At 74.7% G+C, this 23,409-nt stretch carries 22 protein-coding genes; 15 read left to right on the top strand and 7 right to left on the bottom strand.

Annotation, left to right across the window (positions count from 1 at the left end; genetic code table 11):
- Nucleotides 1-113: 113 nt before the first annotated feature.
- Nucleotides 114-1,313, top strand: coding sequence for an acyl-CoA dehydrogenase family protein (locus ACFUJ1_RS24510; protein WP_378649174.1), 1,200 nt, complete (start codon nt 114-116; stop codon nt 1,311-1,313).
- Here ACFUJ1_RS24510 and ACFUJ1_RS24505 read toward each other — a convergent pair.
- Nucleotides 1,279-2,739: a phosphatase PAP2 family protein gene (locus ACFUJ1_RS24505; RefSeq protein ID WP_378649172.1), complete on the bottom strand. Its 1,461-nt coding sequence runs from the start codon at nt 2,737-2,739 to the stop codon at nt 1,279-1,281. The genes ACFUJ1_RS24510 and ACFUJ1_RS24505 overlap by 35 nt on opposite strands.
- Before the next feature lie 164 nt (nt 2,740-2,903).
- Here ACFUJ1_RS24505 and ACFUJ1_RS24500 point away from each other — a divergent pair, with 164 nt between their 5' ends.
- The gene (locus ACFUJ1_RS24500) at nt 2,904-3,485 is read left to right on the top strand and encodes an AAA family ATPase (RefSeq protein WP_378649171.1); all 582 of its coding nucleotides are present in this window, start codon (nt 2,904-2,906) and stop codon (nt 3,483-3,485) included.
- Between the two features lie 101 nt (nt 3,486-3,586).
- On the opposite strand, the gene ACFUJ1_RS24495 is transcribed toward ACFUJ1_RS24500, so the two are convergent.
- The gene (locus ACFUJ1_RS24495) at nt 3,587-4,582 is read right to left on the bottom strand and encodes an aldo/keto reductase (RefSeq protein WP_378649169.1); all 996 of its coding nucleotides are present in this window, start codon (nt 4,580-4,582) and stop codon (nt 3,587-3,589) included.
- 178 nt (nt 4,583-4,760) lie between these two features.
- On the opposite strand from ACFUJ1_RS24495, the gene ACFUJ1_RS24490 reads away from it, so the two are divergent.
- From ACFUJ1_RS24490 to ACFUJ1_RS24445, 10 genes are read left to right on the top strand one after another with little or no spacing between them, the layout of a single operon-like run.
- Nucleotides 4,761-6,053: an ATP-grasp domain-containing protein gene (locus ACFUJ1_RS24490; RefSeq protein WP_378649167.1), complete on the top strand. Its 1,293-nt coding sequence runs from the start codon at nt 4,761-4,763 to the stop codon at nt 6,051-6,053.
- Nucleotides 6,050-6,862 (top strand): Rossmann-like domain-containing protein, encoded by an 813-nt coding sequence (locus tag ACFUJ1_RS24485; RefSeq protein WP_378649165.1) that lies wholly within the window; start codon nt 6,050-6,052, stop codon nt 6,860-6,862. Before ACFUJ1_RS24490 ends, ACFUJ1_RS24485 begins: the two co-directional genes overlap by 4 nt.
- Entirely contained in the window at nt 6,859-7,992 is a 1,134-nt protein-coding gene (locus ACFUJ1_RS24480; RefSeq protein WP_378649163.1) for a PLP-dependent cysteine synthase family protein, read from the top strand. The genes ACFUJ1_RS24485 and ACFUJ1_RS24480 overlap by 4 nt, the downstream gene beginning before the upstream one ends.
- Nucleotides 7,989-9,041 (top strand): enolase C-terminal domain-like protein, encoded by a 1,053-nt coding sequence (locus ACFUJ1_RS24475; protein ID WP_378649161.1) that lies wholly within the window; start codon nt 7,989-7,991, stop codon nt 9,039-9,041. The genes ACFUJ1_RS24480 and ACFUJ1_RS24475 overlap by 4 nt, the downstream gene beginning before the upstream one ends.
- Entirely contained in the window at nt 9,038-10,264 is a 1,227-nt protein-coding gene (locus tag ACFUJ1_RS24470) for an MFS transporter (protein ID WP_378649159.1), read from the top strand. The genes ACFUJ1_RS24475 and ACFUJ1_RS24470 overlap by 4 nt, the downstream gene beginning before the upstream one ends.
- Nucleotides 10,261-11,154 carry a class I SAM-dependent methyltransferase gene (locus tag ACFUJ1_RS24465; protein WP_378649157.1) on the top strand — a complete coding sequence of 298 codons (894 nt, stop codon included), beginning with the start codon at nt 10,261-10,263 and terminating at the stop codon, nt 11,152-11,154. Before ACFUJ1_RS24470 ends, ACFUJ1_RS24465 begins: the two co-directional genes overlap by 4 nt.
- Nucleotides 11,154-12,692: an ABC transporter substrate-binding protein gene (locus tag ACFUJ1_RS24460; protein ID WP_378649155.1), complete on the top strand. Its 1,539-nt coding sequence runs from the start codon at nt 11,154-11,156 to the stop codon at nt 12,690-12,692. Before ACFUJ1_RS24465 ends, ACFUJ1_RS24460 begins: the two co-directional genes overlap by 1 nt.
- Entirely contained in the window at nt 12,689-13,633 is a 945-nt protein-coding gene (locus tag ACFUJ1_RS24455; RefSeq protein WP_378649153.1) for an ABC transporter permease, read from the top strand. Before ACFUJ1_RS24460 ends, ACFUJ1_RS24455 begins: the two co-directional genes overlap by 4 nt.
- Nucleotides 13,630-14,448 carry an ABC transporter permease gene (locus ACFUJ1_RS24450; protein WP_378649151.1) on the top strand — a complete coding sequence of 273 codons (819 nt, stop codon included), beginning with the start codon at nt 13,630-13,632 and terminating at the stop codon, nt 14,446-14,448. Before ACFUJ1_RS24455 ends, ACFUJ1_RS24450 begins: the two co-directional genes overlap by 4 nt.
- On the top strand, nt 14,445-15,941 hold the full coding sequence (locus tag ACFUJ1_RS24445) for an ABC transporter ATP-binding protein (protein WP_378649149.1): 1,497 nt from the start codon (nt 14,445-14,447) through the stop codon (nt 15,939-15,941). Before ACFUJ1_RS24450 ends, ACFUJ1_RS24445 begins: the two co-directional genes overlap by 4 nt.
- Before the next feature lie 35 nt (nt 15,942-15,976).
- Here the strand turns inward: ACFUJ1_RS24445 and ACFUJ1_RS24440 are convergent, their stop codons facing one another.
- The 4 genes from ACFUJ1_RS24440 to ACFUJ1_RS24425 all read right to left on the bottom strand — a co-directional run bounded on the left by ACFUJ1_RS24440 (nt 15,977) and on the right by ACFUJ1_RS24425 (nt 19,553).
- A complete protein-coding gene (locus ACFUJ1_RS24440) occupies nt 15,977-16,675 on the bottom strand; it encodes a hypothetical protein (protein ID WP_378649147.1) in 699 nt (232 codons plus the stop codon).
- 78 nt (nt 16,676-16,753) lie between these two features.
- On the bottom strand, nt 16,754-17,803 hold the full coding sequence (dmpG, locus tag ACFUJ1_RS24435; protein WP_378612577.1) for a 4-hydroxy-2-oxovalerate aldolase: 1,050 nt from the start codon (nt 17,801-17,803) through the stop codon (nt 16,754-16,756).
- Nucleotides 17,800-18,747 (bottom strand): acetaldehyde dehydrogenase (acetylating), encoded by a 948-nt coding sequence (locus ACFUJ1_RS24430; RefSeq protein ID WP_378649145.1) that lies wholly within the window; start codon nt 18,745-18,747, stop codon nt 17,800-17,802. Before ACFUJ1_RS24430 ends, dmpG begins: the two co-directional genes overlap by 4 nt.
- Complete coding sequence (locus ACFUJ1_RS24425) at nt 18,744-19,553, bottom strand: 2-keto-4-pentenoate hydratase (protein ID WP_378649143.1); 810 nt, start codon at nt 19,551-19,553, stop codon at nt 18,744-18,746. The genes ACFUJ1_RS24430 and ACFUJ1_RS24425 overlap by 4 nt, the downstream gene beginning before the upstream one ends.
- 47 nt (nt 19,554-19,600) lie before the next feature.
- Between ACFUJ1_RS24425 and ACFUJ1_RS24420 the strand changes: the two genes are divergently transcribed.
- Together ACFUJ1_RS24420 and nhaA are read left to right on the top strand one after the other, a co-directional pair.
- Nucleotides 19,601-20,353 carry an IclR family transcriptional regulator gene (locus ACFUJ1_RS24420; protein WP_378649141.1) on the top strand — a complete coding sequence of 251 codons (753 nt, stop codon included), beginning with the start codon at nt 19,601-19,603 and terminating at the stop codon, nt 20,351-20,353.
- Nucleotides 20,354-20,469: 116 nt separating this feature from the next.
- On the top strand, nt 20,470-21,732 hold the full coding sequence (gene nhaA, locus ACFUJ1_RS24415; RefSeq protein WP_378649139.1) for a Na+/H+ antiporter NhaA: 1,263 nt from the start codon (nt 20,470-20,472) through the stop codon (nt 21,730-21,732).
- A gap of 1 nt (nt 21,733) precedes the next feature.
- Here the strand turns inward: nhaA and ACFUJ1_RS24410 are convergent, their stop codons facing one another.
- A complete protein-coding gene (locus ACFUJ1_RS24410) occupies nt 21,734-22,678 on the bottom strand; it encodes a DUF389 domain-containing protein (RefSeq protein WP_378649138.1) in 945 nt (314 codons plus the stop codon).
- A gap of 148 nt (nt 22,679-22,826) precedes the next feature.
- On the opposite strand from ACFUJ1_RS24410, the gene ACFUJ1_RS24405 reads away from it, so the two are divergent.
- Nucleotides 22,827-23,384 (top strand): hypothetical protein, encoded by a 558-nt coding sequence (locus ACFUJ1_RS24405; protein WP_378649136.1) that lies wholly within the window; start codon nt 22,827-22,829, stop codon nt 23,382-23,384.
- Nucleotides 23,385-23,409: the final 25 nt, after the last annotated feature.

Here is a 23,409-nt window from a genome sequence, read left to right as displayed (position 1 = left end):
GCTCAGGCTGATTCGAAGCGGAAAGCGTGTTGCGGCGCGAGCGAAAGTCTTCCGCTTCCCGGCCGCGCTCCCGATACTTCGGACGACCGCGCACCAGCTCGAGGGGATCGCCGATGACCACCGCCGCGCCGCCGACCGAGACGGTCGCCAGCACCACCTCGCCGCTCTCCCCCGCGCACCCGCCGAGCGCGTTCTTCGACGCCGCCGACTACCGGCGCTTCCACGGCCGCGCCGCCGGGTACGACGCCGAGAACGTCTTCTTCGCCGAGGATTTCGCCGAGCTGAAGGCGGCCGGGTACCTGCGCGCGGCGCTGCCCGCCGAGTTCGGCGGCCGCGGCCTCACGCTCACCGAGGTGGTGCGCGAGCAGCGGCAGCTGGCCTACTGGGCGCCCGCCACCGCGCTCGCGGTGAACATGCACCTGTACTGGACCGGCCCGGCCGCCGCGCAGCGGGTGGAGTGGCTGCTCGCCGCGGTGCGCGACGGCGCGGTGCTGGCCGCCGGGCACGGCGAGCGCGGCAACGACGTCGGGCTGGACGACGCGCAGGTGCGCGCGGTCCCGCAGCCGGACGGGTCGTTCCGGGTGGACGGCCGCAAGACCTTCACCTCGCTCTCCCCGGTCTGGGACCTGATCGGCATCCACGCCAGGGACGGGTCCGACCCGGCGAACCCGCGCATCGTGCACCTCTTCGTCCCGCGCGACCAGCCGGGGGTGCGCACCGAGGAGACCTGGGACACCCTCGGCGTGCGCGCCACCCGCAGCGACGACACCGTCTTCGACGGCGCCCGCGCCGAGGCCGCCACCCTGGTCGGCGAGCACGCGCCCGGCGCGCCCTACCCGCCCTTCATCGGCGGCATCCTCGGCTGGTACCTGCCGCTGGTCGCCGGCGTCTACTTCGGGATCGCCCGGCGCGCCCTCGATCTCGCCATCCTGTCGGCCCGGGGGCGGGATTCGCTGGTGCCCGGGCTGGCCGGGCACGCCGCCAAGCCCGCGGTGCAGTACCGGATCGCGGAGGCCGAGATCCGGCTGGACGCCGCCTTCGCGCTGCTGGAGACGGCCACCGGGGACGCCGACGCCGGGGTCGACCACGGGGTGTGGGCGGTGCCGCGGCTCTTCGCCGCCAAGGAGTTCGCCACCGCCACCGCGAAATCCGTGGTCGACACCGCGGTCCAGGTGACCGGGGCGGCCTCGGTGAGCCGCCGCAACGAGCTGGAACGGCTCTACCGCGACGTCCGCACCGGGCAGCTGCACCCGCCGAACTCCGACGCCATCGCCGAGATCATCGGGAAGACGGCGCTGGGGCTGCTGCCCTGATCCCCTGTGGCCGCGCGGGAACCGGCCGGACCACCCACCAGGCCACCCCGAGCCACACCGTGGCGAGCAGCACCGAGCCGAGGACGTCGGCGGGGTGGTGCGCGCCCGCGTAGAGCCGCTGCGCGGCGACCAGCACCGGGACCAGCAGCAGTGCACCGGCGAGCAGGCGGTACCGGCGGTTGCCGGTGGAGGCCCACACCAGGAGGGCGATCCCGCCGTAGAGCGTGAGCGCGGCGGCGACGTGCCCGGAGGGGAAGCTCGCGGTGGGCGGCAGGTCCGGGTTCAGGTGCTCGACCTCCGGCCGCGGCCGGTCGACCACGGCGGCGGTGGTCAGGAAGAGCGTGATCTCGCCGAGCAGCGCGACGGTGAGGAACAGCGCGGGCCGCCACGTGCGGAAGACGGCGACCGAGAGCACCGCGACGATCAGTGCCACCGCGATGATGGCGATGGTGTTGCCGACCTCGCCGAAGACGTCGAGCACGGCGGTCACCGCGGGGGTGCGGTGCTCGGCGAGCAGCGCGACGATGCCGTGCTCACCGGTGCTGTCCGCGCCGAGTTCGCGCACCAGCAGCCCGAGCCCGATCAGCGGGGCGAGCAGCAGTACCCAGGCCACCGCGAGCTCGCCGAGCCCGCGGAACGGGTGCGGCAGCGTCGGGGCGTGCCGGGCGGGGACCGGGCGCAGCTCGTCGGCGTCGCCGGGCGGGACGTCGCCGGGCAGCGGCCCGGCGTCCGGCTCGCCGGACTCCACCCGCCAGCGGTGGAAGGCGAGCGAGGCGGCGGTCAACCAGAGCACGCCGAGCAGCCAGCCCGCGAGCACGTCGGTCAGGTAGTGCACACCGAGCCCGATCCGGGTGAGCCCCACCGCGACAACGACGGTGAGCACCAGCGCGATCAGCGCGCGGCGGGCGAGCGGGGCGAGGACGGGCGCGAAGACCAGCAGCAGCACGCCGTAGCAGACGGTCGAGCTCATGGCGTGGCCGCTCGGGAAGCTCCAGCCGTCGGTGCGGTAGACCGGCGTCTCCACCACCGGCCGCACCCGACCGACCAGCGCCTTCACCACCGGATTCAGGATCAGCCCGCCCACGCCGGTCACCACGACGAAGGCGGCGAGCCGCGGCTGCTTGCGCAGCAGCAGCCAGAGCACGCCGACGGCGAGCAGCGCCACCAGCGTGACCGTGGCGCCCAGATCGGTGGCGGCGCTGAGCACCTCGTAGAGCACCCGGTGCTCGGCCACCCGCGCCACGACGGCGTCGCTGACGCGGCGGTCGGCGTCGAGCAGCGGCTCCCACCTGGCACCCACCAGCGTGGTGAGCACCGCGAACCCGGCGCCTGCCGCCGCCACCGCGGGCAGCGCGACGGCGCTGCGCAGCGCGTACCGCCCGGTCGCCGTCCGCGTCGTCTCCTCGTCGAGCCGGTCGACGGTCACTGCGATACCTCCTCGTGCCGAAGCGGCGCGCTTCGTCGTGATCGAATTCCCGGAATTCGCCCCGGCAATCTCCGACCGTAACCGGGGCGTCCCGTTCCCGTTCCCGGCCTCCGGTACCGGCCCGCCTCCGCGGCATCGGTGCGCGCCGGGGGCATGATGACCGTATGACGGAGCTGTTGGTGCTGGTGAACGGCCTTCCCGGGTCGGGGAAGTCGACGGTGGGGCGCGCGCTGGCCGCGGTGCTCGGCGCGCAGTTCCTCGCGAAGGACGTCGTCAAGGAGGCGCTGGCCGACTGCGTCGACGACGCGGCCGGGGTGGCCGCGCTCGGCGGGGTGGCGATGGACACGGTGTGGGCGCTGGCCCGCGCGGTCCCCGGCGCGGTCGTGGTCGACTCGTGGTGGTTCCGCCCGCGCGACCTGCACTTCGCCCGCGCCGGGCTGGATCGCTGCGCCGCCGATCGCGCGGTCGAGGTCTGGTGCGACGTGCCCGCCGCGACGGCGCGCCACCGCTACGCCACCCGCCGCCGCCCCGCCTTCTACCAGGACGAGCAGCGGCTGGCCGAGCACTGGGACACCTGGGCCGCGCACGCCGCGCCGCTCGCCCTCACCCCCACCGTGTGGGTCGACACCGGCGGGCCGGTGGACAGTGTCCAGCTCGCCGAACGGGTGCTGACCGCCGCCGACCGCACTCCGGGCAGGGGCCTTCCCCTCGCACTGAGCAGAATAGGCGCCGCACTCCGGCGGTGAATTCCCCGAGCGCTTGCCGCTGCCTCGGCCGGGGTGCATGCCGCGCACTGACAGTGACTGCGTCGCTGACGCCGCCGCGGGCGCCGCCGACACGCGGCGCCTCAGGCGGCGGGCGGGGCCTCGGTGCCGAGGTTCTCGGGGCGGATCGAGCGGTGCCCCTCGACCTGCTCGGCCAGCTTCGCCAACCGGGCGAGGTGGTCCGGGGTGAGCTCGATGCCGAGCGCGCCCGCGTTCTCGCGGACGAACTCCGGGTGCCTGGTGCCCGGGATCGGCACCACGTCGGCGCCCCGGGCGAGCACCCAGGCCAGCCCGACCTGGCCGGGGCGGGCGCCGAGCTCGGCGGCGACCGCGGTGACCTCGTCGGCCAGCCGCCGGTTGGTGTCGAAGACCTCGTCGGCGAAGCGCGGGTGCTGCGCGCGGCGCCCGCCGACGTCGGTGCGGGACCGCACCGCGCCGGTGAGCCAGCCGCGGCCGAGCGGCGAGTAGGGCACGAGCGCGATGCCGAGTTCGCGGGCGATCGGCACGGTGCTGCGCTCGATGTCGCGGGTGAAGAGCGACCACTCGCTCTGGATCGCGGTCACCGGGTGCACGGCGTGCGCGCGCCGGATGGTCTGCGGGCCGGGCTCGGAGAGGCCGTAGTACCGGATCTTGCCCGCGGCGACCAGCTCGGCCAGCGCGCCGACGGTGTCCTCGATCGGCACCTGCGGGTCGACCCGGTGCTGGTAGTAGAGGTCGATGTGGTCGATGCCGAGCCGGCGCAGCGACGCCTCGACGGCGGTGCGCACGTACTCGGGGCGGCCGTCCAGCCTGCGGGCGTCCGGGTTGGTGTCGCGGTCGATGGCGTTGCCGAACTTGGTGGCGATCACCAGGTCGTCGCGGCGGCCGGCGATCGCCCGGCCGAGCAGCAGCTCGCTGTACTCGGGGCCGTAGACGTCGGCGGTGTCGAAGAAGGTGATGCCCGCGTCGATCGCGGCGTCCACCACGGCGCGCGACCGCTGCTCCTCCCCCGCGTCGGCGGAGCTGCGGAAGCTCATGAAGCCGAGCCCGAGCGCGGAGACGAGGGGGCCGACGGTGCCGAGTTGCCGTGCTGCGGTCATGGTTCGACGGTATCGGCGGAATCGGCGGCGAAACAGCGGGTTCCGCTACCGGATTCGTGAAGCCGATCTTGCCGGTTCCCGGGGCGCGCGGGTGCGCTCGGAATCGGACTGTGCTACAAATTGTGCGCTTCATGAAAATGATTGTCATTTGCCAAAGGCTTGCGGGAGGACGGTCGGCATGGGACATCTGCTGGTGATCGAGAGCTGGGTGGGGGCGATGAGTTCGCTGCTGCCGCGGGCGATCCGGGAGTCGGGGCACCGATTCAGCTTCCTGACCCGCGATCTGGGCCACTATCTGCGCAGGACCCCGCCCGGGCACGCCGTGCACCCGCTGCTCGCGGCGGAGAACCTGCTCACCGCCGAGACCAACGACCTCGCCGCGCTCCCCGCCCGGGTCGCCGCGCTGCACGCGGTGCTCGGCTTCGACGGCGTCGTCTCCGCCTGCGACTACTACCTGCCCGCGGTGGCCGCGGTCGCCGAGCACCTCGGGCTGCCCGGCGCCGGGGCCGAGGCGACCGCGCGCGCCTGCCGCAAGGATCTCGCGCGCGCGGCGCTCGCCGCGGCGGGCGTGCCCGGCCCGCGCTTCGCCGTCACCACCGGCTGGCCGGAGACGGCGGCGGCCGCGGCGGAGCTCGGGTACCCGCTGGTGCTCAAACCGGTGGATCTGTGCGCCGGGATGTTCGTGCGCCTGGTCGCCACCGAGGCCGAGCTGCGCGCCGCGCACGCCGCCGCCACCGCCGCGGCGGGCAATGCCAGACAGCAGCCCCGGGTGCGGGCGGTCCTGCTGGAGGAGCTGCTGACCGGGCCGGAGGTGAGCGTGGAGACGGTGACCTCCGGCGCGGGCACGGCGGTGATCGGGGTGACCGACAAGAGCCTGACCGGCGCGCCGTTCTTCGTGGAGTCCGGGCACATGTTCCCGGCCGCGCTGCCGGAGCCGGAGCTGGCCGCCGCCGCCGAGCTCGCGGTCGCCGCGGTGACGGCGCTCGGGCTGCGGCTCGGGGTCGCGCACACCGAGGTCAGGTTGACGCCCGCCGGGCCGCGCCTGGTCGAGGTGAATCCGCGGCCGGCGGGGAACCGGATCACCGAGCTGGTCCGCCGGGTCACCGGGATCGACCTGCCCATGGCGCACGCCCGGCTCGCGCTCGGCGAGGAGCCGGAGCTCGAACCGGTGGACACCGGCGCCGCGAGCGCCGCGATCGGGCTCATCGTGCCGCCGCGGGCGGGGCGGCTCGGCGCGGTCCGGCTGCGCGGCGGCGGCGCGGCCGCCGAGCTGGGCGCGCTCCCGGACGTGGTCGAGGCGGTGCTGCCGGAGCCGGGGACCGTCGCGGGCGAACCGACGAGCAACAACGCCTACCTCGGGCACCTCATGGTGGTGGACGGGGCGGGTGCGGGGGCGCGGCGGCGGGCCGAGGAGCTGCTGGACCGGCTGGAGTTGCGGTACGCGGAGCCGGCCGGGGCGGTGGCGCCGTGATCCCGGAGAGCCTCTGTCGCGTCACCGATCTCACCGAACTCGCCGCTCGGGTGCGCGCGGCGGCGCCGGCGGCCGCCGCCGCGCCGGTGACCGTCGCCTTCACCACGCACCAGGGCGCCAAGCACGCGGGGCGGCGCACCGGGTACCGGAACCACGTGCTCAGCCTGCGGGTCGGCGCGGCGGTCGGCTCCGCGGCGGTGGCGCCGGGCAGCGTCACCGACGATGCCGTGCACGCCTGCGTGGGCAGGCAGGCGGGGGCGCTGTTCGAGCATCCGCTGCTTCCGGTGCGGGTGGCCGCGCTGGATGCCGTGCTCGCAGCGGCCTGGCCGCACGCCGGGGAGCCGGTGACGGTGCCGGGCGGGGATTCGCGGGCCAAGTCCGAGGCGCGGGCGGCGGCGGTGGTCGAGCTGCTCGGCGCCGGGGTGCGGAGGGTTCTCGTCGTCGGCGTGGTGAATTCGCTGCTGCGCGGGCTGCGCGCGCGGGGCATCGGGTACCTGGCGTGCGACCACATCGGCGGGCACACCGAGTGGGGCGAGCCCATCGGCACCGACGCCGAGGCGGCGCTGCCCGGCTGCGACGCCCTGCTGGTCTCCGGGATGACGCTGGCCAACGGCACCCTCGAGCCGCTGCGCCGGTCGGCCGCCGCGCGCGGGCTGCCGCTGGTGGTGTTCGCGCAGACCGGGGCCGCGGTGCTGCGCTGCTTCGTCGGCGCCGGGGTGACCGCGCTCTCCGCGGAGCCGTACCCGTTCTTCTGGCTGGACGGCGGGCCCAGCGTGCTGCACCGCTATCGGCAGGGGGAGGCGGCGTGAGCGAACCGGGCACGATGGCCGATCGCGACCACGCAGGGCCCGCGCACAGCGTGAGCGCACCCCTGCCCGAGGCCCCGGTGGCCAACCCCACGCTGCGCGACCTGCTCGGCGCTACCCCGCTCGCCCGGATCACCACTCCGCTGCCGCACGAGCACCGCGGTTTCTGGGCCAAACTCGAGTACCTGCGGCCGGGCGGGATGAAGGCGCGCGCCGCCGTCTCCATGCTCACCGCGGCCAGGGCCCGCGGCGAGCTGCGGCCCGGCGCGCCGGTCGTGGAATCGACCAGCGGCACCATGGGTCTGGGGCTGCTGTACGCCGGGCAGCTGCTCGGCCATCCGGTGGTGCTCGTGGTCGACGACGAGCTGGAGCCCGCCATGCGGGCCCTGCTCACCGCGCACGGCGCCCGGCTGGAGATCGTCACCGCACCGCACCCGGCAGGCGGCTGGCAGCGGGCCAGGCTGGAACGGGTGCACAGCGTCCTCGCCACGCTGCCCGGCGCCTGGTACCCGGCGCAGTACGACAACCCGGACAACCCGGCCGGGTACGCGGCGCTCGCCGGGGAGCTGCTCGCCGAACTGGACGACATCGACGTACTGGTGTGCAGCGTCGGCACCGGCGGGCACAGCGCGGGGGTGGTGCGTGAGCTGCGCCGACACCGGCCCGGGATCCGGCTGGTCGGGGTGGATTCGGTGGGCTCGACGCTCTTCGGGCGGCCGGACCGGCCGCGGCTCATGCGCGGGCTCGGCAGCAGCATCCACCCGCGCAATGTCGCCTACGACGCCTTCGACGAGGTGCACTGGCTCGGCCCGGCCGAGGCGGTGGACGCCTGCCGCAGGCTGGCCAGGCACAGCTTCGTCACCGGCGGCTGGAGTACCGGCGCGGTCGCCGCCGTGGCGGCCTGGCTGGCCCGGGTGGACGATCCGGTGTCGGTGGTCGCGGTCTTCCCGGACGGGCCGCACCGGTACCTCGGGACCATCTTCGACGACGAGTTCTGCGCCGGCGCTGGGCTTTTCGCGCCGCGCAGGCCGTATCCGGTCGAGGTGGCCGATCCCGGCTGCGTCGCCGTCTCCGGCTGGACCCGGTGCCGGACCGTCGTCGACCCGCTGGCCGCGAAGCGGGTGCCCGCGTGAGGGTTTCGTGGCGGGTGACCGCGCTCGCGCTCGCCACGCCGCTGCGGATCGCGCGCGGGAGCATGGGGGCGCGGGAGGCGGTGGAGGTGTCCCTCACCGATGCCGATGGGGTGCGGGGGCACGGGGAGGTGGTCACCAGCGTGCGGCTGGGGCTGGATGTCGCCGGGATCGCGCGGGCACTGGAGGATTCCCGGCCCGCGCTGACCGCGGCCGCGGACGGGGAGCAGGTGCTGGCGGTGCTGGCCACCGCTCCCCCGCCCGCCGGGGTCAGGGCCGCGCTCGATGCCGCCGCGCACGATCTCCTCGGGGTTCGGGCGGGGTGTCCGGTGTACGCCCTGCCCCGGAGCACCGCGGGTACGCCAGGCGCGGCCGGGCGACCGGCGAACACCCTCGCCCCGGTCGCGACCGCGCGCACGATCGGGATCGGCGACCCGCGGGACGCCGCCGGGCAGGCGAGACGGTTGCGGGCGAGCGGATTCCGGGTGCTGAAGGTCAAGGCCGGGGACGCGGCCGATATCGAGCGGCTCGCGGCGGTGCGCGCCGCCGCGCCGGACGCCACCGTCATCGCCGACGCCAATGGCGCCTGGAGCGCCGACCGCGCGGTCCGGGTCCTGAACCACCTCCCGTGGCTCGCCGCCGTGGAGCAGCCGGTCGCGCCGGGCGCACCGGAGACCCTCGCCTGGGTGAGCGAGCGCAGCCAGGTCCCGGTGATCGCCGACGAGGACGCCGCCACCGTCGCCGACGTGCGCGGCCTGGCGGGCGCGGTCGCCGGGGTGAACGTGAAGCTCGCCGAGTGCGGCGGCCTCGACCCCGCCCGCGCCATGATCGCCGCGGCGCGCCACGCCGGGCTGGAGATCATGCTCGGCTGCCTGGTCGCCAGTTCGCTCGGCATCGCCCCCGCCGTGCACCTGACCCCGCACGCCCGCTGGGTCGACCTGGACGGCCACCTGCTGCTCGCGCACGACCCGTGGACCGGCATCGGCGGCCACGACGGCCTGCTGCGCCCGGCGAACACCCCCGGCCTCGGCGTGCGGCGGGCAGCCCCGTGAGCGGAACCCTGACCTCGTTCCGCACCTTCCCGCTCGCGGTCCGGCTGCTGCTGATCAACCAGTTCGGCGTGAATCTCGGCTTCTACCTGCTGATCCCGTACCTGGCGACCTACCTGACCGACGACATCGGGCTCTCCCTCGCTGTGGTCGGGGTGATCCTCGGCGTGCGCAACCTGGCCCAGCAGGGGCTCTTCCTGCTCGGCGGCACCGCGGCCGACCGGCTCGGCGCACGCGGCGTGATCATCGCCGGGTGCGGGCTGCGGACCGTCGGGTTCGGGCTCTTCGCGCTCGGCGAGTCGGTGCCGGTGCTGCTGGCGGCTGCGGTGCTCAGCGGGCTGGCGGGCGCGCTGTTCAATCCGGCGGTGCGCGCCTACATCGCGGTCGCCACCGACCGCCGCGCCGAGGCATTCGCGCTGTTCAACGTGTTCGCGCAGGCCGGGGCGCTGGCCGGGCCCGCGCTCGGGGCGGTGCTCGTCTTCGTCGACTTCCGGGTGTCGGCGCTGGTCGCGGCGGGCATCTTCGCGCTGCTCACGCTGGCGCAGGCCGCGGTGCTGCCGGGGCGCGCGGTGCCGCCGCAGCAGCGCTCGGTGCCCGCGCAGTGGTCGGCCTGCCTGCGCGACCGCCGCTTCCTCGCCTTCACGCTGGCGCTGAGCGGGATGTTCGCGCTGCAGAACCAGCTGTACCTGGTGCTCGCGGTGGCGGCGCAGCGCGCGACCGGGTGGGCGAGCGCGGTGGCGGCGCTGTTCGCGGTCTCCACGGCGGTGACCCTCGCCGGGCAGGTGCCGATCACCAGGCGGCTCGGCGCCCGCCCCGAGCGGGGGCCCGCGCTCGCGCTCGGGATGGCCGTCATGGGGGCGGGGTTCGCGCTGCTCGGCGCGGCGCCGCTGCTGGGGCTGTCGCCGCCGCTCGCGCTGATTCCGGTGCTGGTGACGACGGTGTTCCTGGCCGTGGGGATCATGATCGCGCAGCCGTTCGTGTACGAGCTCATTCCGGCCTTCACCACCGAGAGCGACACCGGCACCTACTTCGGCATGTTCTACCTGGTGTCCGGGGTGGTGGCGGCGGTGAGCACCGCCGCCGTCGGTGCGCTCGGCGAACTCGGGGGCAGGCCGACGGGGTGGATCGCGGCGCTGGTCTGCGCCGGGATCGGCTTCGGCTGCGCCGCCGCGGTGCTGCTGCTGCACCGGTTCGGTGCGCTGCCGCGCGCGGAGGTCACGGCATGAGCCTGCCCGGTCCGGAGCGCGGCGATGCCGGCGCGCCGGAAGGAGCGGATCGCGGTGGCGGAGTACTCCCCCGCACGCCGGGCAGCGCGGACGCACGCAACTTCCTCACCGACAATCCCGAGCTGTACCAGGCGCAGTTCCCGGATCCCGGTCACCTGGCGGCCGGGTGGGTCGACGAGATCGGGCGACGGTTCGGGGGCGGGCGCACGCTGCTCGACCTCGGCTGCGGGACCGGGCGGGACGCCGGATACCTGGCCGGGATCGGCTACGCGGTGACCGGGCTCGACTCCTCCGTCGCCATGCTCGAGCACGCCGGGAAGGCACACCCCGCGGCCACTTTCGTCCACGGCGACCTGCGCGAATTCGAACTCGACACCCGGTTCGCCATCATCACCTGCCTGGACAGCGCCCTGCTCTACTGCCACACCAACGCCGAACTCGCCGGTTTCCTGCGGCACTGCGCCCGGCACCTGACCCCGGGCGGGCTGCTGATCGCCGAGATGCGCAACGGCGCCTTCTTCCTCGGGAGCACCGAACTGCTCGACACCCCTGGCACCCGCGCGCTCACCTGGGACGGCAATACCTACCACTCGCACACGACCCTGCGCATCGACCACACCGCACAACTCCTGCGCCGCAGCCGGATCTGGGCCCTCCCGGACGGCACCGCCCTGCACCAGGAGTCGGCCTGGCGCCTCCTCTTCCCGCAGGAGCTGCGGTACTTCCTCGACGTCGCCGGATTCGACGTCCTCGCCCTCTTCGACGGCCCCGGCCCCCGCACCGACCCGGTGTGGGAACCCGGCGCGGCGCCGTCCGCCGACGCCGCCTCCGGCGATCGGCTGCACCTGGTCGCCCGGCTCCGGGCGGCCGCCCCCGAAGGAGAAGCCTGATGCAGCACCCCACCCTCGACCGGCGCCGGTTCCTCGGAATCGCCGCGGGAACGGGCGCCGTCGCGCTCGCCGCCGCCTGCGGCACCGGCCCCGAACCCGCCGCCGCGCCGCGCGCGGGCGGCAGGCTGCGCGCGGTCTTCGCCGGCGGCGGGGCCCGCGAGGTGCTCGACCCGCACCGGGCGAACCTGTTCGTCGAGGCCGCGCGGGCGAAGGCGCTCTACGACAAGCTCGCCGACCTCGGCTCCGACGTCGCCCCGCGGCCGCGGCTGGCCGAGCGCTGGGAGCCGGACCCCTCGCTCACCCGCTGGCGGATCACACTGCGGCAGGCGGTGTTCCACGACGGCCGTCCGCTGCGCGCGGCCGACGTGCTGGCCAGCTACGCCCGCATCCTCGACCCCGCGCAGGCGCTGCGCGCCCGCTCCAGCCTCGCGGTCATCGACCTGGCCGCCAGCCGCGCGGTGGACGACCGCACGGTGGAGTTCGCGCTACGCCGCCCGTTCGTCGAGTTCCCCAACGTGCTCGCCGCCTTCGGCGCGTACATCGTGCCCGAGGGCCACACCGACTTCGACCGCCCGAACGGCACCGGCCCGTTCGCCTTCCGCACCTTCGAACCGGGCCGCAGCACCCTGCTCGCCCGCTTCGCCGACCACTGGGACGGCGCCCCGCACCTGGACGAGCTGGAGTTCCTGCTCGCCAACGAGGAGTCCGCGCGGATCAACGCGTTGCTCGGCGGCCAGGTCGAGTACGCGCACGACCTCTCCGCCACCACCGCGCGCAGCCACGAGGCCGGCGGCCGGGTCGCCGTGGTGCGCTCGGCGAACAGCCTGGCGCACGGCTTCGCCATGAAGCTGGACCGGCCGCCGTTCGACCGCCGCGAGCTGCGCGAGGCGCTCTTCCTGCTCACCGACCGGCAGCAGCTGGTGGACAGCGTGCTCTCCGGCGCCGGGCAGGTGGGCAACGACCTGTTCGGCCGCGGCTACCAGTACTACGACGACGCCATCCCGCAGCGCACCGTCGACCTCGACCGGGCGCGGGCGCTGGTCAGGGCGGCCGGGGCCGATGGCGCGCGGATCGACCTGCTCACCTCCACCGCCTCCGCGGGCATGGTGGAGGCGGCCACGGTGCTCGCCGACCAGGCCCGCGCGGCCGGGCTCACGCTGAACGTGGTGCAGGGCAACAAGGACACCTACTGGGCCGACACCCTGAACACCGGGGCGCTCACCAGTTTCCGCTCCGGCACCATGCCGATCGAGACGCACATCGCGCAGCGGCTGCTCGGCGGCGCGAGCAACAATGTGACCAAGTGGAACCGGCCGGAGTTCGACGCGCTCTACGACACCGCCGTCGCCACCGCCGACCCGGCCGCCCGCACCGAGGTGTACGCGCGGATGCAGCGGCTGCTGCACAGCGACGGCGGCTACCTGTGGTGGGGGTTCGGGGAGAGCATCGTCGGCACCGCGCGCTCGGTCTCCGGCGTGGCGTCTGCGCCTGCCAACACGCTGGACTGGGCGCGCTTCGACAAGGTCTGGATGGCGTGAGCCTCGGCCGGTACGTGGCGCGGCGGCTCGCGCTCGGCGCGGCGCAGGTGCTCGCCGTCGTCACCCTGGTGTTCCTGCTGGTTGAGGCGTTGCCGGGGGATGCGGCGGTGACGCTCGCCGGGGACAACCCGGATCCGGAGCGGATCGCGCGCATCCGCGCCGCCATGGGGCTGGACCGGCCCGCGCCGGAGCGGTACCTGGACTGGCTGGCCGGGCTGCCCCGCGGCGACCTCGGCACCTCGCTCGCCGCCGACCGGCCGGTGCGCGCGTTCCTCGCGGCCGCGGTGCCGCCGACGCTGCTGCTCGCCGGGCTCACCCTTGCGGTGCTCGTCCCGCTGGCGGTGTGGCTCGGGGTGCTCGCCGGCAGCCGGGAGGGCGGGGTCACCGACCGGGTGGTGAGCGGGGTGAGCATCGGGCTGCACGCGGTGCCCGAGTTCGCGCTGGCGCTGCTGCTGGTCGCGGTGTTCGGGGTCGGGCTCGGGTGGTTGCCGCCGACCGCCGTCGGGATCGACCCGTTCGCCGAGCCGGCCGTCCTGGTGCTGCCGCTGCTGGTGCTGGCCGCGCGGCCGATCTGCTCGGTGGCGCGGCTGGTGCGCGCCGGGACGATCGAGGCGCTGGAGTCGGGGTACGTCCGGCAGCTGGTGCGGATCGGGTTGCCCCGGTGGCGGATCCGCTACCTGCACGCGCTTCCGAACGCGGTGGCGCCCGCCGTGCAGCAGCTCGCGCGCACGGTCGACTGGCTGCTCGGCGGTGTGATCGTGGTGGAGGCGGTCTTCGTGATCCCCGGGCTCGGGACCGCGCTGGTCGACGCGGTCGCGGCGCGTGACCTGCCGGTCGTACAGGGGCTCGCCGTGCTCTTCGCGACCACGACGGTGCTGGTCAACCTGGTCGCCGACGTGGCCGCCTTCCGGCTGGCGCCCCGGACGGCGGGGCTCCGGTGAGCGCGGATCGCGAATTCGCCGCGCGATCCCGGCGCCTCGCGCGCTACGGCGTCGGGGTCGCGCTGCTCGGCGTGCCACTGCTGCTGGCGCTGGCCGGCCCCTGGTTCGTGCCGGACGAGCTCACCCGCGGTATTCCGTTCGCGGGCGGCGCGGGGAACCCGCTCGGCACCGATTTCGTCGGCCGCGACGTCTGGCACCAGGTGCTGCTCGGCGGGCGCAGCGTGGTGCTGATCGCGCTCGCCGCCACCGCGCTCTCCTACCTCGCCGGCATCCCGGTGGCGCTCGCGGCCGCCACCACCCGGCGCCGCCTGGTGGACGAGGCGCTCATGCGCCCGCTCGACCTGCTGCTCGCGGTGCCCTCGCTGCTCCTGCTCATCCTGGTCGCCGGGATCGCCCGCGCCGGAACCGGCATCGTGATCGCCGCGGTCGCGCTGGTGAACCTGCCCGACGTGGTGCGGGTGGTGCGCGCCGCCGCGCTCGAGGTCGCGGGCCGGCCCGCGGCCGAGGCGCTCCGGCTGCAGGGCGAGAGCCGGGTGTACATCGCCGTCCGCTACGTCGGCCGGTCCCTGCTGCGCACCCTGGCCGCCGATCTCGGCATCCGGCTCACCGCGGCGCTCTACCTCGTGGCCTCGGCCTCGTTCCTCGGCATCGGCGTCGCCCCGGACGCCGCCGACTGGGCCGTCATGGTCGACCGCAACCGGGCCGGCCTGTTCCTGCGACCCTGGGGAGTCGTCGTGCCCGCCCTGCTCATCGTCTCGCTCACCGTCGGCCTCAATCTCGTCTTCGACAACGCGACGGATCGGCGGGGCCGATGAACCCGGTCGCCGAGATCGCCGCCCTCTCGGTCACGGCCGGTGATCGGACCCTGCTCGATGCGGTCGACCTGCGGGTCGGCGCGGGCGAGATCGTCGCGCTGGTCGGCGGCTCCGGCAGCGGCAAGACCACGACCGCGCTCGCCCTCTTCGGCGAGTTCCCGCCCGGCGCCGAGGTGCGCGGTTCGGCGCGGGTCGCGGGCCGGGCCGCCTTCGTCCCGCAGCATCCGGCGGCCGCGCTCGACCCGGTGCGCCGCATCGGCTCCGCGCTGCGCGAACTCGCGAGGCACCACGGCAACGCCGATCCGGGGAGCGCGCTGCACCGCGCACACCTTCCGGACGACCGCCGCTTCCTGCGCCGCTTCCCGCACCAGCTCTCCGGCGGGCAGCAGCAGCGACTGCTGATCGCCCAGGCACTGCTCGGCGATCCGGTGCTGGTGGTCGCCGACGAGCCGACCACCGGTCAGGACCCGGTGACCAGGGCGGCCGTCGTGGACGAGCTGCGCGCACTGCGCGCCGCCGGAATCGCCGTCCTCGTCCTCTGCCACGACCTGGACGTGGTGCGGGCGCTGGCCGACCGGGTGATCGTGCTGGATCGGGGCCGGGTGGTCGAGGAGGGCACGGTGGCCGCGGTCTTCACCGCACCGGCGGCGGAGTACACCCGCGCCCTGGTGGCGGCGCAGGGCAGACCGCACCCGCGCCGGGACGTCCGCGCACCCCGTGCGGGGATCCGGCGCGAAGGTGCCGTCGCCGCCCCGGCCGCACGGGCGGACGGCCCCGTCGGCGGCGCCCGTCTGGAGGTCAGCGGCCTCGCCGCCCTGCACCACCGCGACACCGTGCTGACCGGCATCACCCTCACCGTCGAGCCGGGCAGCTGCCTCGGCATCGTCGGCCGTTCCGGCAGCGGCAAGACCACCCTGGCCCGCTGCCTGGCCGGGCTGCACGCACCGGCCACCGGCGCGATCCGCCTGGACGGCATCCGGCTCCCGCGCACCATCGAAGCCCGCGGCCGCCCCGGAATCGCCGACGTGCAGTACGTCTTCCAGGACGCGGCGGGCTCCTTCGACCGGCACCGCCCGATCCTGGAGCAGATCGCCAGAACCGCGATCCGCCTGCGCGGCCTCGATACCGCGCAGGCCCGCACGGCCGCCGCGGAACTGCTCGAGCGCCTCGGACTACCCGCACCGGCGACCGCCCGCCGCCCGGCCCACCTCTCCGGCGGCGAACTGCAGCGCGCCGCTCTGGCCCGCGCGCTCCTTGCCCGCCCCCGGCTCCTGATCGCGGACGAGATCACCACCGCCCTGGACACCGTCACCAGGGCCGCGATCCTCGACCTGCTGGCGGGGCTGGACACCACCCGCGTGGTGATCGCGCACGACCTCGCCGTGCTCGCCCGCGTCGCCGACACCGTCGCGGTCCTGCACGACGGCCGCCTGGTCGAACACGGCCCCGCGGCAGCGGTTCTCGGCGCATCCAGGCACGCACCGCTCCGCTGACCGGGGCCGGCCCGCACGGGGCCGGCCCCGCCCCGCTACTTCGCGGGGTACGGCGCGTTGATCGTGCTGAAGTACTGGATCGCCGCCCCGATGGCGGCGGGCGCGGTCACCAGGATCTGCCCGGCGACCGTGCCGAGCGCGCCGATCGCGAGCACCCCGCCGATGCAGCCGATCGCGGCCGCGGGGACGAACGGCCCGAAGAGCCCGACGATGGTCGCCGAGGCGACCGTCGCCCCGGCGATCCCGCCGAGCACGCAGCCCGCCGCGGCGCCGGTGAGCCCGCCGACCAGGGTGCCGATGGTGGCGCCCATGCTGATGGTGCTCGTCATCCGCGACCACGCCGCCTGTTCCCGGTCGTACTCGGTCTTCCAGGGCGCCTTGTCCTCGTACGGCAGCGCGACCGGCTTGTACACCGCGCGCTCCGGCTCGAGCCGCGGCGTGAGCACCGCGGTCCGGCCGGAGATCTCGGCGGCGATCGGGAATTCGAAGTCGTCCAGCCGGAAAGTGAGCGGCGCACCGGCCAGCGTGGCGCCCTCCGGCGAGACGATCCGCAGGACGCCGTCCGCCACCTCCAGTGCGCCCGAGCCGATCTCGATGATCGAGGCGGTCTCGGTGGCACGGGCCTCGAACGTGACGGCCTCGCCGCCCGGCGCGGGCGCGGCGTGCGCCGTGCCGGGCAGCGCGCCGAGCGCGGCGAGCGCCAGCGCGGGAGCGGCAAAGGTCCTTCGCAACATGATTCATCCTCATCGATCGAGCGGTACGAGCCCGCTCACACTATCGACAACGATTATCATTAGCAATCGACCCGAGGGTCACCCGCTGCGCTGCGCCGCCAGCAGATCGAGCGCGATATCGGTGATCAGGTCCTCCTGGCCGCCGACCAGGCGGCGCTCACCGACGGCGAGCAGGATCTGCCTGGTGTCGAGGCCGTACTGCTTGGCGGCGGCCTCGGCGTGCCGCAGGAAGCTGGAGTAGACCCCGGCGTAGCCGAGCGTCAGGGTCTCCCGGTCGACCTGGACCGGGCGGTCCTGCAGCGGGCGCACGATGTCGTCGGCGGCGTCCTGCAGCGCGAACAGGTCGCAGCCGTGCTTCCAGCCGGAGTGGTCGGCGACCGCGACGAAGGGCTCGATCGGGCAGTTGCCCGCGCCGGCGCCGTGCCCGGCCAGCGAGGCGTCCACCCGGATGACGCCCTCCTCGACCGCGACCACCGAGTTCGCCACCGAGAGCGAGAGGTTCTGGTGCGCGTGGATGCCGATCTGGGTGCCCGGATCCAGGATGTCGCGGTAGGCGCGCACCCGGTCGCGGACCCCGTTCATGGTGAGCCGCCCGCCGGAGTCGGTGACGTAGACGCAGTGCGCGCCGTAGGACTCCATGAGCTTGGCCTGCTGCGCCAGCGCGGCGGGCTCGGCCAGGTGCGACATCATCAGGAAGCCGCTGACGTCCATGCCGAGCTCGCGGGCGGTGCCGATGTGCTGGGCGGAGACGTCGGCCTCGGTGCAGTGCGTCGCCACCCGCACCGAGGTGACGCCCATGGCGAAGGCGCGCTTCAGCTCGGCGACCGTGCCGACGCCGGGCAGCAGCAGGGTGGTCAGCTTCGCCCGGTGCACCACCGCGGCGGCGGCCTCGATCCACTCCCAGTCGGTATTGCTGCCCGGGCCGTAGGTGAGGCTGTGCCCGGCCAGGCCGTCGCCGTGGGTGACCTCGATGGCGTCGACGCCGGCGGCGTCCAGCGCGGCGGCGACCCGGCCGACGTTCTCCGGGGTGATCCGGTGCCGCATGGCGTGCATGCCGTCGCGCAGCGTGACGTCCTGGATGTAGAGCGCGGCGCCGTCGACGGCGCTGGGGCGGGTGGTCTCGGTCATCGGACTGCCTCCGAAAGCAGGGTGTCGGCGATCTGCTCCGCGACCTGCAGGGCGGCGGAGGTCATGATGTCGAGGTTGCCCGCATAGGCGGGCAGGTAGTGCGCGGCGCCCTCGACCTCGAGGAAGACCGCGACCTTCCACAGGCCGGGCCCCCGGTCGACGCCGCCGGTCAGCGTGGTGACCGGCTCGGCGTCGTCCAACCGGGTGAACTGCACCTCCTGCTTGAGCCGGTACCCGGGGACGTACTTCGCGACGGCGGCGACGGTGTTCCGCACCGACTCCCGGATCGCCTCCTGGTCGGGGTCGGTGACCAGGGTGAGCACGGTGTCGCGCATGATCAGCGGCGGCTCGGCCGGGTTGAGCACGATGATCGCCTTGCCGTGCGCGGCGCCACCGACCTTCACGATCGCCTCCGAGGTGGTCTCGGTGAACTCGTCGATATTGGCGCGGGTGCCCGGCCCGGCCGACTTCGAGGCGATGGAGGCGACGATCTCGGCGTAGTGCACCTCGGTCACCGCGGCGACGGCGGCCACGATCGGGATGGTGGCCTGCCCGCCGCAGGTCACCATGTTCACGATCGGGGCATCGATGTGCTCGTCCAGGTTCACCGTCGGCACCACGAACGGGCCGACCGCGGCCGGGGTCAGGTCGATGATCCGCTTGCCGTAGGGGCGCAGCGCCTCGACATTGGCCAGGTGCGCCTTGGCCGAGGTGGAGTCGAAGACGATCTGGATCTCGTCGAAGAGCGGGTGCTCGATCAACCCCCGCACCCCGCTGTCGACGGTGGCGACGCCGAGCCTGCGGGCGCGGGCGAGGCCGTCGGATTCGGGGTCGATGCCGACCAGCACGGCGATCTCGACGTGCTCGGCGACGCGGAGCAGCTTGATCATCAGGTCGGTGCCGATATTGCCCGACCCGATGACCGCGGCTTTGATCCGGCTCATGCTTTCCTGCTTTCGGGAGTGCTGAAAATGGCGGTGACGCTGCCGATTCCGGAGAGCTCGGCCCGGTAGGCGGCGCCCGGCGCGACCGGCGCCAGCGGGCCGAGCGCGCCGGAGAGCACGATCTCGCCCGCGCGCAGCGGGGAGCCGAACTCGCGGGCGGTGTTCGCCAGCCAGGCCAGCGCCGCCCACGGACTGCCGAGGCAGTCGGTGCCGCGGCCGGCGGAGATCTGCTCGCCGCCGGTGGTCAGCACCATGGTGACCTGCTCCAGGGCGGGGGCGTCGGCGATCGGCAGCGAGTCGCCGAGCACGTAGAGCCCGGAGGAGGCGTTGTCGGCGACGGTGTCGGCGAACTGGATGTCCCAGTTCGCGACCCGGCTGTCCACGATCTCCAGCGCGGCGTGCACCGTCCGGACGTAGCCGGGGGCCTCGGCGGCGGTGATCGGGCCGGTGATGTCGGCGGCGAGGGTGAAGCCGATCTCGGCCTCGATCCGCGGCTGCAGCAGCCTGCCGAAGTCCACCTCGGCATCGCCGGAGCAGTCGAAGTCGTCGAGCAGCACCCCGAAGTCGGGCTGCTCGACGCCGAGCTGGCGCTGCACCGCGGGCGAGGTCAGCCCGATCTTGCGACCGATGACGGTGCGGCCGCCCGCGAGCAGCGCCGCGAGGTTGCGCTGCTGGATGGCGTAGGCCGAGGCCAGGTCGTCCGAGGCGATCAGATCGCGGATGGGGGCGCAGGGAATGCCGGTCGCCGCGGCGGCGGCGAGCCGTGCGGCCGCCGCCTCGATCGTCTGGGGTTGCACCGTTGTCATGGTTCGTACGGTAGGCCCGCCGCACGGCCGTGAATAGGATCTGTCCCATGAAACGGGACAACCTGTCGCTGCTGCAGCGCTCGGCGCTGGTGCTCGACGCCTTCCCCGGCGGCACCGCGCTCACCCTCGCCGAGGTGGCGGCGCGCACCGGGCTGCCCCGCTCGACCACGCACCGGGTGCTGACCGGGCTGGTCGAGCTGGGCTGGCTGGCCCGCACCGGCGGCGGCTTCGAACTCGGGCTCGGGCTGTTCGAGCTGGGCGAGCGGGTCGGGCTCAAGTACCGGCTGCGCTCGGCGGCGTTGCCGTTCATGCAGGATCTCTACGCGGTGACCGGGCAGACCGTGCACCTGGCGATCCGGGACGGGCTGGACGCGGTGTACGTGGAGAAGATCCACGGCCACGCCGCGCTGCCGCTGCCCTCGCAGATCGGCGGCAGGCTCCCGCTCACCTGCACCGCCGTCGGCAAGGCGCTGCTGGCGCCGGAGCGGCCGGAGGTGCGGGCCGCCGCGCTGGCCGCGCCCGCGCGCAGCTACACCGGCAACTCGATCACCGACCCGGCGCGGCTGGCCAGGGAGCTGGAGGCGGTCCGGCGCACCGGCGTCGCCGTCGAGCGCGAGGAGTCCGCGCTCGGCTGCTGCTGCGTCGCCGCGCCGGTGCTGCAGGCCGGGAGCCCGATCGCCGCGCTGTCGGTCTCGGTGCCGACCGCCGTTTTCGCGCCCGAACTGCTCGCCCCCGCCGTCCGCACCGCCGCCCTCGCGCTCGGCCGCGCGCTCTCCAAGGGCCCCGCGACCGAACTCTGACCGGCGGCGTTTGCCCGCGACGGGCCGGTCGGGCAGAGTAGCGACCGGTGTGCCGGGAAGTCTGGTCGGCACCCGGCCCTGGCTACGGGCCGGGTTCTCCGTCGAAGGGACCCGTCATGCCGCGCCTGCTCCGCCCCGGCTCCTGGGCCGAAGCGCAACGGCTGACCGCGATCCTGCGCACCGAGACCGCGGGCGGACTGCTGCTGATCGGGGCCGCGCTCGTCGGCCTGGTCTGGGCGAACAGCCCGTGGTGGCACGGGTACGAAGCGCTGCGCGACCTCCAGGTCGGCCCGGCGGCACTGCACCTCCACCTGCCCCTGCACGCCTGGGCCGCCGACGGCCTGCTCGCGATCTTCTTCTTCGTGGTCGGCCTCGAACTGAAGCGCGAGTTCGTCGCCGGTGACCTGCGCGATCCGCGCCGGGCGGCGCTGCCCATCCTCGCCGCGGTCGGCGGGATGATCGCGCCCGCGCTGATCTTCGTCGCGGTCACCGCCCGCACCGGCGGCGACGCGCTCGCCGGCTGGGCGGTGCCGACCGCCACCGACATCGCCTTCGCGCTCGCGGTGCTCGCCCTGCTCGGCGCCCACCTGCCCGCCGCCCTGCGCACCTTCCTGCTCACCCTCGCGGTGGTCGACGACCTGCTCGCCGTCACCGTGATCGCCGTCTTCTACACCGACGACCTGCGGCTCGGCTACCTCGCCGCCGCCGCGGTTCCGCTGGCGGTGTTCCTCGTCGCGGTCCGGCGGCGCCTGCCGGGATGGCTGCTTCCGGTGCCCGCCGTGCTCACCTGGTGGCTGGTGCACCAGTCCGGCGTGCATGCCACGGTGGCCGGGGTGCTGCTCGGACTGGCGGTGCCGGTGCTCGCCGGGAACTCCGACGGCCCCGGCCCGGCCGAGCGGCTCGAGCACCGCATCCGCCCGCTCTCGGCCGGCTTCGCCGTCCCGGTCTTCGCGTTCTTCGCCGCGGGCGTGCACCTGGGCGGCGCGAGCGCCCTCGGCGCTGCGCTGCGCGACCCGATCACCATCGGGGTGGTCGCCGGGCTGGTGCTCGGCAAGGTGGCCGGCATCGTCCTGACCAGCTACCTGCTCGCCACCTTCACCCGCTCCCGCCTCGACGACGACCTCGCCTGGGTGGACGTGCTCGGCGTCGGGCTGCTGGCAGGCATCGGCTTCACCGTCTCGCTGCTCATCGCCGACCTCGCCTACGACGACCCGCTCGCCACCGACCACGCCAGCATCGGGGTCTTCCTCGGCACCGTCACCGCGGCGATCCTGGCCGCCCTCGTGCTGACCGCCCGCAATCGTGCCTACCGGCGGATCGCCGAACGCGAGCAGCGCGACGACGACAACGACGGCATCCCGGACATCTACCGGCCCTGAGTCAGCCTCCGCGCAGCAGCCGGGACAGCCGCCAGCGCGCATCGCCCTCCTGCGGCCCCAGGTAGAGCACCGCGACCCCGGCCACCACGATCCCGGCCAGGTTGAGCGCCAGCTGCCCGATCGACATGAGCGCCGCGTGCCACTCGCCGATCGTGCTCGCGACCACCGCGAACCCGGCCGCGGGCACCGTCGTCACCGAGATGAAGACGCCGACCAGCGCCGCCGACTTCGCGGTGCAGAGCGCCAGCATCCCGGCCGCGCCCGCGAGCACCGCGACCACCAGCGAGAACGGCCCGACCCGGTAGATGAAGTCGACATTCTGCGCCGCCTCGAACCCGGTCAGCGTGATCCAGCCGAACTGCTCCCAGCACAGCGTCGCCGCCAGCGTGATCGCCATCGCCAGCGGGAAGCCGGCCAGCAGCGCCAGCGCCGAGCGCCGCACCAGCGCCCGATCCCGGCGGACGACGCCGACCGCGAACGCGGCGAGCGGGCCGAACTCGGGGCCGACCACCATGGCGCCGACGATGGTGACCGACGAATCGGTGGCCACCCCGACCGCCGCCAGCAGGCAGGCGATGGTCAGGAAGGCGAGGAACGAGGCGCTCAGCGTCGACTCCTCGTGCGTGCGGGCCAGCAGCTCCTCCCACACCACCGCGTCGGTCGGCTCACCGGGCGCCGCCTCGTCCGCGCGCTCGGCGGCGTCGGAGAGCACCGTCTCGATCGGCTCCAGCGTGATGGCGCCTGCCTGCGCCAGCCCCAGCCGCTCGAGTTCGGCGAGCACGGTGTTGGCGGCCTCGCGCGCCACGTCGGCGTGGATCAGATCGCCCTCCGGCGCCAGCGCGGCGCCGGGGAGCAGCGACAGGTGGGTGACGCCGGGATCGGCGCGCAGCGCCGCCAGCACGTCGGGGGTCGAGCCGACCGGACTGATGATGCGCAGGTGCAGCACGCCGGGCTTCCTCCCGATTCCGCCCGAGGTGGGCTCCGCAGAATCTACCGGCGCTCCGCCCCAGCCGCACCCGCGGTAACGAGCCGCGTACCGCGCGCGACATGTTTGCCGACAGTGTGCTGCATCGGGTCGAGCGAGCGGAGGCGTGGTGAACGGCGACGGCGCCGGACGGACGGACGATCCACCGGCGGCACTCTGGGCGGAGCGGCTCGCGGAGTTCGCGTGCTGCCGGGTCCGCGTCCGCGTCGACGGCCCGCACGACGGCAGCGGCGCGGTCGCGGTGACCACGCTGGTCTGGTCCGACGGCCCGACCGTCACGCAGATGCGCGCGCTGATCGCCGAATTCGGCGCGCTGGAGCCGCGGCTCACCGGCACCGCGCTCGGCTTCGAGCACCGGCACACCGCCCGCGGCCGCGCGCTCGGCGTCCTGGCCTGGCTCGACCGCGACCCGGCACGGGTGCGGCTGCCGGAGGCGATCGTCGCCCAGCTGGCCGCCGAGCAGATCGGCTACCCGGAGGCGGCGGCCGCGCACTGGCAGCTTCGTGCCACAGGTTTGCTCGGCCTCGGTTCGCGGGTCGGCGAGTTCACCCTGCCCGCACTGCGGCTGCTCCAGCAGTCCGCACGGGCCGACGGCTGGCCCGCCGCGCTGCACTGGCTGGACGGGCTGGCCGAGGATCCGGGCACCCGGCTCACCGTGGTTGACTGAACCCGCAGCGGAGGCGATAACTCCA

The sequence above is a fragment of the Nocardia sp. NPDC057227 genome (assembly GCF_042669725.1).
GTDB classification, from domain to species: domain Bacteria; phylum Actinomycetota; class Actinomycetes; order Mycobacteriales; family Mycobacteriaceae; genus Nocardia; species Nocardia asteroides_A.
The sequence above is the reverse complement of the archived record's forward strand: the minus strand, read 5'-3'. Positions and strand labels throughout refer to the sequence as shown.

Excerpts from the sequence above, each read along its gene's own strand:
- ACFUJ1_RS24510 (WP_378649174.1), top strand. The coding sequence starts at position 114 with ATGACCACCGCCGCGCCGCCGACCGAGACGGTCGCCAGCACCACCTCG.
- ACFUJ1_RS24500 (WP_378649171.1), top strand. The coding sequence starts at position 2,904 with ATGACGGAGCTGTTGGTGCTGGTGAACGGCCTTCCCGGGTCGGGGAAG.
- ACFUJ1_RS24495 (WP_378649169.1), bottom strand. The coding sequence starts at position 4,582 with ATGACCGCAGCACGGCAACTCGGCACCGTCGGCCCCCTCGTCTCCGCG.
- ACFUJ1_RS24490 (WP_378649167.1), top strand. The coding sequence starts at position 4,761 with ATGGGACATCTGCTGGTGATCGAGAGCTGGGTGGGGGCGATGAGTTCG.
- ACFUJ1_RS24465 (WP_378649157.1), top strand. The coding sequence starts at position 10,261 with ATGAGCCTGCCCGGTCCGGAGCGCGGCGATGCCGGCGCGCCGGAAGGA.
- ACFUJ1_RS24460 (WP_378649155.1), top strand. The coding sequence starts at position 11,154 with ATGCAGCACCCCACCCTCGACCGGCGCCGGTTCCTCGGAATCGCCGCG.
- ACFUJ1_RS24445 (WP_378649149.1), top strand. The coding sequence starts at position 14,445 with ATGAACCCGGTCGCCGAGATCGCCGCCCTCTCGGTCACGGCCGGTGAT.
- ACFUJ1_RS24440 (WP_378649147.1), bottom strand. The coding sequence starts at position 16,675 with ATGTTGCGAAGGACCTTTGCCGCTCCCGCGCTGGCGCTCGCCGCGCTC.
- dmpG (WP_378612577.1), bottom strand. The coding sequence starts at position 17,803 with ATGACCGAGACCACCCGCCCCAGCGCCGTCGACGGCGCCGCGCTCTAC.
- ACFUJ1_RS24430 (WP_378649145.1), bottom strand. The coding sequence starts at position 18,747 with ATGAGCCGGATCAAAGCCGCGGTCATCGGGTCGGGCAATATCGGCACC.
- ACFUJ1_RS24425 (WP_378649143.1), bottom strand. The coding sequence starts at position 19,553 with ATGACAACGGTGCAACCCCAGACGATCGAGGCGGCGGCCGCACGGCTC.
- ACFUJ1_RS24420 (WP_378649141.1), top strand. The coding sequence starts at position 19,601 with ATGAAACGGGACAACCTGTCGCTGCTGCAGCGCTCGGCGCTGGTGCTC.
- nhaA (WP_378649139.1), top strand. The coding sequence starts at position 20,470 with ATGCCGCGCCTGCTCCGCCCCGGCTCCTGGGCCGAAGCGCAACGGCTG.